The organism is Bacillus sp. FSL W8-0920, assembly GCF_038593215.1.
GTDB classification, from domain to species: Bacteria; Bacillota; Bacilli; order Bacillales; family Bacillaceae; genus Bacillus; species Bacillus pumilus.
In genome coordinates, this window is record NZ_CP151974.1 from 2,272,647 (window position 1) to 2,282,151 (window position 9,505).

A 9,505-nucleotide genomic window follows, 5' to 3' on the forward strand; every position below is an offset into this window, starting at 1 on the left:
GAGTTGATCAATGAAGCAGCGTGACATACATACCTTTCTTCTCCGTTTCTTTCAGGCAAATCAATGCGACATACTAGAAGAAAGTGCTGGACATATGACCGTACAACTAACCATCGATATGGATAAATTGATTATGAACCGCCCTTTTTATTGGCACTGGCTTGAAAAAACTGGTGGTGTTCCGGAGCCGCGGCAATTGACCCTCATCACCGATCAAAAAAAAGTGGATGATACCATTGAGGGTGAATTTATCCACTTCGGCTCCCCTCGTTTATTTCAAATTTTCGAAGCTGTCAAACAGCAGGGCCGATTTATCCGTCTCTATGAACGAGTCACCCCTCTCATGGCCAACCAGATCGCACTCGAGCCCTGGCTTGGTCTCAATGTGAAAATTTCTTATCTCGCAGATCGAAAGAAGGATAAGCTTTTATCACTAGGACTTCACCTAATACGCGGAGAAGTCGTGGAACAATTTCAAGAAAAGCTGGAAACCCGTGAGCTGTCATCTCAAATTCCCGATTACTGCTTTACGATGAGTACAATGATCAAGCCAGAAAGCGGAGTCAAACGGCTCTACAGTTTAATGGAGCATTACGCCCATGAGGAACCAGATGATTGGGCGGTAAGAGCTGTTCAAAAATGGAAAGAAGACACTGAACTTTTAAACCAATTTTATGAAGGGACTTCAGACACGTCTGTAGAATATGAAATAGAAAGACAAGCACTCAAAACTTTATACGAACCAAAAATCAGTCTAACGATTGAAAATGGCGGACTTTTTTACTTACAGCAAAAAAGAGGAGGTTGACCTATAGGTCCCCTCCCTTTCATGTGACGTACAATTTTCGATCAGCCAAAAGCAACGTTTGTCTGTTTGTATTGGGCGGAAAAATGACGCAAGCAAACTATGAGGTCTTACCACCTGTGTCTTTCCATTTCATGCGTTAAGTGCCTGAAATACATGATTCAGTATTTTAGGAGGGTATTTGTATGGAAAAGAAAACGAACATATTAGACAGTGAATGGGTTCAATTATTACTTGAAGCTCGTAAAGCAGGGCTAACAGTAGAAGAAGTCCGTCAATTCCTCAAATCAAGTGAAAAGTCCTCTGAGTCTCACCCTCTGGTAAGAAGTCATTCTATCAAACCTTTCTGAATGTGCTATAATATCGAAAGGAAGGTGATGACATTGATTGGCCAGCGTATTAAACAATACCGCAATGAAAAAGGCTACTCACTATCAGAACTGGCCGAAAAGGCTGGGGTAGCGAAGTCTTATTTAAGCTCAATAGAAAGAAACTTGCAAACAAACCCCTCCATTCAATTTCTTGAAAAAGTCTCCGCTGTTCTGGACGTCTCGGTTCATACACTGTTACACGAAAAAGATGAAACCGAATACGATGGTCAATTAGATAGTGAATGGGAAAAACTAGTTCGAGATGCAATGACATCAGGGGTTTCGAAAAAGCAATTTCGTGAATTTTTAGATTATCAAATCTGGAGAAAAAAGCAAGAAGAGGAGTAAAGCGCACATTTTAGCGCATACTCCTCCAATTGCTATGCAGAACTTGATATCAGTCTAAAGACTGACTTTATTTTTTATCTTCGCTGTGTGCTTTTTCGTTTTCTTTCACGTAGCCTTTTTCATCCGTATGCTTTTTGGGATTGATCGTTAAACCATTCCACTGAGTCGCTTCGAAGGAAAGATCAATTTGAATCGCATCGCCTTGGTATTTATTTTGGATATAGTGACCAGCTTTATCCTTCGTCTGGTCATTGACAAATTCAATGATCATTTCCATTTTATCGTAATCAAACGGGTTCTTTGGTATGCCGTCATACTCTGGAGCCACTGTTCCATCAACAGTTGCTACATTAATCTTCCCACTTTCATGTAAAAACTTCTCATCGACGGCATGACGAAGCTTTTCAAATGCAGTCTGATCCTGTTTTGCCGTTAGTTCATGCAAGTCAAGCAGGTTTGCAGCGTCTAAGATAATATTTTTCGGATAACCATTTCCACCTTCGGCTCCAACCGTCAGAACACTCACCTGAAACTGACTGAGAAATTCTTCAGCTGTATTCTTACCGCCATTTTTCGAGGAAGCTCCATCTTGAAACTGGCTGTAATCAAGACTCATCAGCACTTGATTGATCGCAAGTGATCCTTTATTTTCAAAATTAAATTCTTTCTTGATGCGATCACCAGGTTTTAAGTTTGAAAGGTTGATGGCGCCGGAGTTCTCTTTTGCAGATAAATCCAGCTCTCCTGTCGAGTAGACCGCATTTGCCGTTTCTACATCGTTAAACGCCGCCCATGTCCCCCCACCAATTAATGCCAGGCCTAAAGCCCCTGATAATACACCTAAACGAATTGATCTTTTCTTTGCCATGAATGAACCCCCTAATAAATTGTTTTATTGAAACCTAATTAGGTTACAAACGAAAATTTAAGCTTGTTCCTCTGACATCTGTAAATCGGCCGTGTGTCTTCGGTGTTTTGCAGCGCCTACAAAATGAAGAGTCGAATAAACGAGCAGCATCACACCTGGTATAATGAGCAGCAACGCGGTTCCAGCCGAAGTCCCTGCATACGAAAGAAGCTTTCCTGCATATGGAATGGTCACACCCGTATACTGCGCAGCCACCTGATCCGCTTTTACTAGCGTGCCGTCCTGATACATATTGTGGTCACCTTTCGTCTCAAAGGCTTTATTTGCTCCCTTTCCTTTCACCCCAACAATTCGGTGGGTCACATAAGACTGGTCCTGCTTCGTTTGAAATGTGATAATATCCCCTTTTTTAAGTGCCTCCGGTGAAGTCACTTCTTTTACGACAATGAGTGAGCCAGTCGAAAATTCTGGTTCCATTGAGCCAGATAATACTTGCTTGAATTGATAACCGAAAATTTGAGGATCTCCCCCTGTAGTTCTTGATGACAATACGACAATAATACATGCAATCATCACCGTGAACACCACCACATAAAGAATACTTCCAGACATCTTCATCCATTTTTTCATGACCTCTTCTCCCCTTCGCCTATCATTGTTTCATTTAGAAGACAGCTCCATTTAGGATGCCTTTTCTTGACACTTTGTAAGCTGCATATGTTTAGACCATATAAATGCTTCTCCAGATCCTTCAAAACCTTTAGGGTAATAGATTTTAAACACATAGATTCCATTCGTTTTTGCTTTATCTGTCGTGACAGTCGTTGTTTGTTGAGAAAGAAGGGACTGTATAGAGCCTTTTTCAAGAATATGACCATCTTGTAACGGCTTCTGCTCACTTTTCACTTTATGTAATTCCCATTTCCATTCAGAGTGTGCAATAGGTTGTCCACTATTTTTTAGTGTCATGCTCAAGCTTTGAGGCGCGCAGACTGTTCCTTTGATCATCGTTTGATCAATGAGTTCCAAATGACTTCTATCCCATTTGGAAGGCTGACAATGCTGGTCCGTCTGTTCAAAATTTTCGCATGTTTTCATGACAAAATTTGAGTGCTCAATATCGTTAAAAGAAGCGTTCGTTGTTGAGATCAAGAGTGACGTGAAAATCAAACAAATGGCACAAAAAAGTACAAAGAACGACTGTTTCATTCATTCTCCAACTCCTTGAACGATTGTTCTTTAATAAGAACGATTACATACAGTATAAGGAAATACCTATAAAACCCAAAACGCCAAATTAGTCCATTTTGTTCTTAAACAAGAATGATTACGAGAAAATTCTTCCATTTTCTCATTCTTTCGCCGTATTCAATATTTTTTTGTGTGACATTTGTACTTCTTAAAAATTTACATAAAAGTGCAGCATTTGGTCAGAATAATAGCAGGTGAGGTGATGTGAAGTGAAATATGGAAAGATGATAATCATGCTCAGTTTACTGTTGGGTCCTATGATACAAGACGCCAATCCTGTGGATGCGAGAGGTTTCACTGCCGCCGCAGATCAATGGGAAACGCGGGCAGTCAAAGAAGCAAAGAAACGATATCCGCTAACGCAAGTCTTATTCAAACAAAAAGTATGGGACCGTCATCGTGAGAAGGAATCTGTGAAACAGTATCATATTACGTTAAAAGACCACACCAAAGAATTTGGGGTATTTGTCACTATTTCTTATAACCCTTACTCAAACAAGGTCAATAAAGTGATTGTTGTGGAAGAATACAGCTAAAGGGGCATAAAAAAACCGCCTACTGGCGGCTTTTTACTTTTGTCGATGTCGCTTACGTTTTTTTAGCATCATTGAAAACCCAAACGGCAGAACCCCAAATAAACGCTGTGAAAATGGCGGTTTCGTTTCCATTCTCTCTTGTTTATGTTCTTTCCGTTCGTCACGTGGTGTATTCATATATTTAATGATTTCCTGTGTCATATATTTTACATAGTCATTGGTTTTCAAGCACATTCACCTCTTCTTTCTTCAAGTGTTACCAGGAAGAGGATCATTTTATACACTGGCTATTCACGGTTTGCCCATTTCATGATTTCACGGGTCTTCCAATTCAGCACGAGTTCCCGTTCATCTGATAAACCATCTTTTGTTTTCACCCTGACTAACATGTGGATACGCTTTTTCTTTTGATCGCATGTTATCTTCTTTAATGTCACGCGGCCTTCTTCAGTGTGAATATGAGTTTGCTGCTGTTCACACAAACGATGGAATGTACGGGCAGCTTCACTCGCACCCACCCTGAAAAGCTGCTGTTTTTTATAAAACGAAATCGTCAGCTCTGCACTTCTCAGCTCTTTTTGAAGCCCTATCGTCATCGCCCCTAGGATCAAGAGAAAAAATAGAATTGCAGCCAGTACATGCGGATAGATAAATCCTCCTTCCCTTTTCACGATGTAGGAACCACCCCTTTATATATGAAAAAAACAGCTTCATACACCTTACCAGATTCATCTGTGACTTTAAGGATAGCTCTATGCTGATTTGTTCTCACGCGAAATTCTTTCACCTTTTGCAATAAAGGGAGATGGCCTGCTTGATCCATTCGCTTCCGAAGCATCTCTTGATATGGCTCAATCGTTACGACTCGCCCTTGATCAGATACATACTCTAACGCTTTACCTCCTTGCACCGATCGAACAGCCGTTGCTCGGCTTAATTCCTCATCTAATTGCAGAACAGTCTGTTTCCACTCCATTTGCGAAAATAGGTTAATCTCTTCAAAAGGACGGGCTTTCTCAGCTGTAGAAAAGATCAGTACACAGCCAAAAGAAAGGAACAAAAATAGCTGCAATTGCCATAAAGCCTGGACAAAGGTAAAACCTTGTTCACCGTTCAGCAACCTGGTGAAAGCATATGGTCTGCTTTTTTTGTATGTTGTATGATACACATCCCTTCTCTTTACTCCAATTGAATACATATGTGATGTCGCCTCGCTTCTTTTTGACAGAAGATTTTGTACCCTCTATAAACGATTCATTCATCTGTTCATGCAAAATTTGGTAAGCCTCAAGTTTGGCTCTTACTTCATTTTTCCCTATTATGATTTTTTCATAGGCCGGCATAAGCACAAGGGCTGCAAATAGGAAGATATGACAAGCAAACAGCGCTTCTATCGTACTAAACCCTCTATTGCTTTTGAACATGGATTCGCCCGCTTCCTAAATAGATCGTGAGCTTATACGTTTGACTGCCAAATTGAATGATGAGAGACCCGCCGCTGCTTGGATGTCCGTTTACATTAAAATAGATACCTTGTGTAAATGTAGAAGCCTGAATGCTTCCCTTTTGTTGCTGAAAAGAAGCAATGACTTCGCCATCCTTTTGATCGATTACTTGATACGATACATGTGGCGGATGGAATTCAACATATACACGTGTTTTTTTGACAAATGCAGTATTAGCAGCCAATTGAAAATCTTGTTTCATGATGTTCACTTGTTTTTTGGCTTCAGCGTCTTCTATTAAATTTGGGATTTTTACTCCTATGATCGACAATAGAATCGATAGAACCAGTAAGATCATTAGCTGTTCTATGAGGGTAAAACCCTTTTCATGAAAAATTAATTTATTCATGCTTCACATGGCCGTTTTGAATGACAATCGCTTTTCCATTAGGACACGTTAATCCCTTTTTAACATAGCCTTCTTTTACTAATTCAGCTAAAGATGGTGTCTTGCCATCGTGCTCTAATTCATATGCCATCACCTGAGTGCTCACCATTGATTTAAGCCCTTCACAGCCCTTTGCTTGAATCGTTTGGTGGTGACGAGTAATATTCGGAATGGTAATCAGTAAAAGAATCGAAATCACAAGCATGACAATTAACATTTCTAACAGAGTAAATCCTTTATCATTCATGTCTTTGCCCTCCTCCTTACACTTGCTCCATCAGTTGATACATTGGTAAAAGAATAGATAAATACACAATGAGTATAAGAATTGCCGTCAGTCCATAGATAACCGGCTGCAGCCACGACATCCATTTTTCAATTTTCAGCTCTGCATTCTCTAATAGAAATTGACTGTACGTGTACATTTCTCTTGCAAGCATCCCGCTCGCTTCACCATGCTCGATGACGGCTGCAAAACGTTTTTCAAAAAAAGGAGACAGGCTCACTTGATGTGCCATTCTCTCTCCTTTTCTTAACTCTTTAATCATCTGTTCTGATATTTCTTGAAGAAAGGGTAAGTAGCTTTGCTGCTTAAAAGCTAGCAAGCTCTCGTACATCGATAATCCAGCCTGAAGCAGTCCGCTTAACTGTAGAGAGAAAAGATACGTATGCATCAGCCGCATTCCTTTATATAAAAAAGGAAACCTGCTGATCACCCTCAGCTTCTCAAGGGTAGATTTTTTCCTAAAAAAGAAAGCATAGTATCCAGTCAGACAGATACACACACAGCCGATGAGGAGGAGAGATACATGCAGCAATTGAAAGAGTCCAAACATACCTTGAATCAGCCATGACATTCGGGTATCCATCGAGGAGTACAAGAGAGAAAATTGAGGAATGATCATTTGCTAAACGAGTATGAGCACGATCAAAACTGTAAAGATGAGGAAAATCGGGTAACGTAACATGCGTTTAAACGTATCTACCTGTTTAATTTTTTTCTCTAAAAACCGTGCGCTTTGTTCAAGTGCTTTTGCTAGACTTCCATGCTTTTCGGAGAAACTTAAAATGGCGATGACTTCCCGCTGAAAATGGAGTCTTTCTAGCACCACATAAAAAGGCTCCCCTTCGAGCAGCCACTGAATGCCCGGTGCTAATTGTTGCTGCTGCTTGTTCGACAACTGGATATTCAACATCGTTAATGCCTCAATCAATGTATATCCAGCCTGAATCAATTGAGCAAGTTTTGATAGACATTCCGCTTGATCCTTTTTAGACCATGCTTTAGAGGCTTGCTTCTTCATAAACCCAGCGATGATAGGTGTTTTTCGATAAATAGCCTAGTGCCACTCCTTTACGAATTAATCTATGCAGTGTTTCATATGACGAGTGAGCATATTCTCCTTTAGCTTCCTTGATACACTCACCAAGCTCCTTTCCGAACAGCAGTTCAAATACATTTGTTCGTCTGACCGGTCGATTTAATTTACAGTAAAGCTGGCATGTTTCTCCGCAAAAAGGACAGGTGAGCTCGATTAATCGCTGCGCAGCAATCGCCACCATCGTTTGTTCGAGTTCATTCATCGTGACACCAAATTCAAGCATACGATAAAGGGCTCCTTTTGCATTTTTCGCATGGAGTGTACTCATCACTAAATGGCCTGTCAGTGCTGCTCTAATTGCCGTTCGAGCCGTTTCAGCATCTCTTATTTCTCCTAGCACAATCATATCTGGATCATGTCTTAAAATAGCGCGTAATCCTGCCGCATATGTGATACCGGCTTTTTCATTTACTTGAACCTGCAGCACTTCTTCATTTCTCGTTTCCACAGGATCTTCAAGTGTAATAATATTTCTGTTGAAATTCTTTTTTGCAAACTGGATCAATGAATAAAGGGTTGTTGTTTTCCCTGAATTGGTTGGACCGGTAAATAAAATGAGCCCATGCGAATGATTCAAAAAGGATAATAACCTGGTGGATGCTTTCGGAAATAGTGACAGGTGTTTTATTTTTGGAACATGATCCTGCGGCAATATTCTAATCACTAAGCTCTCATCATTTACAGTTGGTAGAGTAGACATCCGAATAAACACCTGACCCCTTCTTAGCATCACAGCTAATGACCCATTTTGCGGTCTCCGTTTTTCTCCGATATCCATGGATGATAAAAATTTAAAATGAGCAATGAGCCGCTCGCCGCTTTTTTTATCAATGGTTCGCTGCTGAATTAAATCTGAGTCTACGCGGAAAGATACCGACGCTTCCTTTTCCTTTGGAACAATGTGCACATCAGATGCTCTCATGCGGCATGCTTCTTCTAGCAGCTCTTGTCCCAAATATTCAATCCCATACAAATGGTCCACTCCCTTCTCTGACCATATTGTAAGTCAGAGGAACCTGTCTGACAAAAGAGCAATTTATCATTTTAATGCCTAATCAATCGAAAAAATCATCAGCTTGCGATGGAAAACGTGGTTTTTTAAAAAAGTGCATATAAAAAAACCTGACTTTTACAAGTACAGGTTTTTTAGTCATGTGGCTTCTTGCGGCTGTTCTTCAAAAATACGAAATCCTCTTTTTTCCAAGGCTTTTGCAAGGCTGTGTTCTGTATTTACTTTTGAGAAATCAATGCCGAGCTTCACAACGGTTTGAGCGATCTCTGGGCGGATGCCTGAAATAATCGTCTCAATGCCTAGAAGCTTCGCACTATCCACCACTTTAAACAGCTGATAAGCAACCATCGTATCAACGATCGGTACGCCTGATATATCAATAAACAAATGCGTTAGACGCAGTCTTGAAGCCTGTTCTAGCACGGATTCCAAAATAATTTTGGCCCGGTACGTATCAATCTCCCCGATGAGCGGCAAAATTCCGATTTCCTTTGAAACTGGAATAACAGGAGCACTCAGTTCCTGAATCATCTCTCTTTGTGCATTGAGCTGACTCAGTGTCACGCGGTCGTATTCCTCTGATAAACGCTCGATCATATCATCAAACGTTGAATGAAAATGCTGATTCCACCCGCATACATCTTGGAGCGTCACTTCAAGCTCAGTTTCTAGTATGAATTTCTCGATTCTCGAACAGAAAATCTGACGAAATATCTTAAATTGTCCAATGATTTCATATAAAGGCACTTCGTGAACGGCTCGATCACGTGCGATATCAACAGACCACTTTTTCAAATGATTTTCTACTTTGTCTGACAGCGTCACAAGCGTTGCTGCAATGGTTTGAATAAACGCTGTGTTCTGTTCCTTCAACTTCATTTCCGTTTCCTCTGAAGCATGTTTGGAATATAATGAGCCTTCTTCTGTTCTTGTTTTCAGCCATTCTTCGGTCATGACAGGGGCTTCTTTTAGGATAAATTCATATAATTGCTTAGATTTTTCATTTTTCATTTACTTCTTCCGCTCCTTTTTCACTTAA

General features: G+C 40.5%; 17 protein-coding genes. 4 read left to right on the forward strand and 13 right to left on the reverse strand.

All coding sequences use genetic code 11. The annotated features are described in order from the left end of the window. Positions 1–10 precede the first annotated feature (10 nt). The 3 genes from NSS78_RS11420 (at position 11) to sinR (ending at position 1,524) form a co-directional block, all read left to right on the forward strand. Entirely contained in the window at positions 11–808 is a 798-nt protein-coding gene (locus NSS78_RS11420) for a YqhG family protein (protein WP_003217448.1), read from the forward strand. A 182-nt stretch (positions 809–990) separates the two neighbouring features. Further along, on the forward strand, positions 991–1,155 hold the full coding sequence (locus NSS78_RS11425) for an anti-repressor SinI family protein (protein ID WP_003217357.1): 165 nt from the start codon (positions 991–993) through the stop codon (positions 1,153–1,155). A gap of 33 nt (positions 1,156–1,188) precedes the next feature. Next, positions 1,189–1,524 carry a transcriptional regulator SinR gene (gene sinR / locus NSS78_RS11430; protein WP_012010555.1) on the forward strand — a complete coding sequence of 112 codons (336 nt, stop codon included), beginning with the start codon at positions 1,189–1,191 and terminating at the stop codon, positions 1,522–1,524. Between the two features lie 67 nt (positions 1,525–1,591). Here sinR and NSS78_RS11435 read toward each other — a convergent pair whose 3' ends face one another. From NSS78_RS11435 to tapA, 3 genes are read right to left on the reverse strand one after another with little or no spacing between them, the layout of a single operon-like run. Next, positions 1,592–2,392 (reverse strand): TasA family protein, encoded by an 801-nt coding sequence (locus NSS78_RS11435; protein ID WP_003217403.1) that lies wholly within the window; start codon positions 2,390–2,392, stop codon positions 1,592–1,594. Positions 2,393–2,449: 57 nt separating this feature from the next. Then, positions 2,450–3,022: a signal peptidase I gene (locus NSS78_RS11440; RefSeq protein ID WP_003217306.1), complete on the reverse strand. Its 573-nt coding sequence runs from the start codon at positions 3,020–3,022 to the stop codon at positions 2,450–2,452. Positions 3,023–3,073: 51 nt separating this feature from the next. Further along, positions 3,074–3,601, reverse strand: a complete 528-nt coding sequence (tapA, locus tag NSS78_RS11445) for an amyloid fiber anchoring/assembly protein TapA (protein ID WP_212045914.1) — start codon at positions 3,599–3,601, stop codon at positions 3,074–3,076. A gap of 299 nt (positions 3,602–3,900) precedes the next feature. On the opposite strand from tapA, the gene NSS78_RS11450 reads away from it, so the two are divergent. Then, positions 3,901–4,179, forward strand: a complete 279-nt coding sequence (locus NSS78_RS11450; protein ID WP_249118272.1) for a DUF3889 domain-containing protein — start codon at positions 3,901–3,903, stop codon at positions 4,177–4,179. Positions 4,180–4,212: 33 nt separating this feature from the next. Here the strand turns inward: NSS78_RS11450 and NSS78_RS11455 are convergent, their stop codons facing one another. The 10 genes from NSS78_RS11455 to NSS78_RS11500 all read right to left on the reverse strand — a co-directional run bounded on the left by NSS78_RS11455 (position 4,213) and on the right by NSS78_RS11500 (position 9,477). Continuing rightward, complete coding sequence (locus NSS78_RS11455; RefSeq protein WP_034620826.1) at positions 4,213–4,407, reverse strand: YqzE family protein; 195 nt, start codon at positions 4,405–4,407, stop codon at positions 4,213–4,215. Between the two features lie 59 nt (positions 4,408–4,466). Beyond that, a complete protein-coding gene (gene comGG / locus NSS78_RS11460; protein WP_212045913.1) occupies positions 4,467–4,850 on the reverse strand; it encodes a competence type IV pilus minor pilin ComGG in 384 nt (127 codons plus the stop codon). Beyond that, a complete protein-coding gene (gene comGF, locus NSS78_RS11465) occupies positions 4,847–5,377 on the reverse strand; it encodes a competence type IV pilus minor pilin ComGF (RefSeq protein WP_249118253.1) in 531 nt (176 codons plus the stop codon). The genes comGG and comGF overlap by 4 nt, the downstream gene beginning before the upstream one ends. After that, entirely contained in the window at positions 5,286–5,603 is a 318-nt protein-coding gene (gene comGE, locus NSS78_RS11470; RefSeq protein ID WP_003217390.1) for a competence type IV pilus minor pilin ComGE, read from the reverse strand. Before comGE ends, comGF begins: the two co-directional genes overlap by 92 nt. Continuing rightward, positions 5,587–6,033, reverse strand: coding sequence for a competence type IV pilus minor pilin ComGD (gene comGD / locus NSS78_RS11475; RefSeq protein WP_212045911.1), 447 nt, complete (start codon positions 6,031–6,033; stop codon positions 5,587–5,589). The genes comGE and comGD overlap by 17 nt, the downstream gene beginning before the upstream one ends. After that, the gene (gene comGC / locus NSS78_RS11480; protein ID WP_212045910.1) at positions 6,026–6,319 is read right to left on the reverse strand and encodes a competence type IV pilus major pilin ComGC; all 294 of its coding nucleotides are present in this window, start codon (positions 6,317–6,319) and stop codon (positions 6,026–6,028) included. Before comGC ends, comGD begins: the two co-directional genes overlap by 8 nt. Positions 6,320–6,335: 16 nt before the next feature. Beyond that, positions 6,336–6,929, reverse strand: coding sequence for a type II secretion system F family protein (locus NSS78_RS11485; RefSeq protein WP_342468121.1), 594 nt, complete (start codon positions 6,927–6,929; stop codon positions 6,336–6,338). Positions 6,930–6,980: 51 nt separating this feature from the next. Beyond that, entirely contained in the window at positions 6,981–7,376 is a 396-nt protein-coding gene (locus NSS78_RS11490) for a type II secretion system F family protein (protein ID WP_342468122.1), read from the reverse strand. Then, complete coding sequence (gene comGA / locus NSS78_RS11495; RefSeq protein WP_249118252.1) at positions 7,357–8,427, reverse strand: competence type IV pilus ATPase ComGA; 1,071 nt, start codon at positions 8,425–8,427, stop codon at positions 7,357–7,359. Before comGA ends, NSS78_RS11490 begins: the two co-directional genes overlap by 20 nt. A 177-nt stretch (positions 8,428–8,604) precedes the next feature. Further along, positions 8,605–9,477 (reverse strand): STAS domain-containing protein, encoded by an 873-nt coding sequence (locus NSS78_RS11500; protein ID WP_003217438.1) that lies wholly within the window; start codon positions 9,475–9,477, stop codon positions 8,605–8,607. Positions 9,478–9,505: the final 28 nt, after the last annotated feature.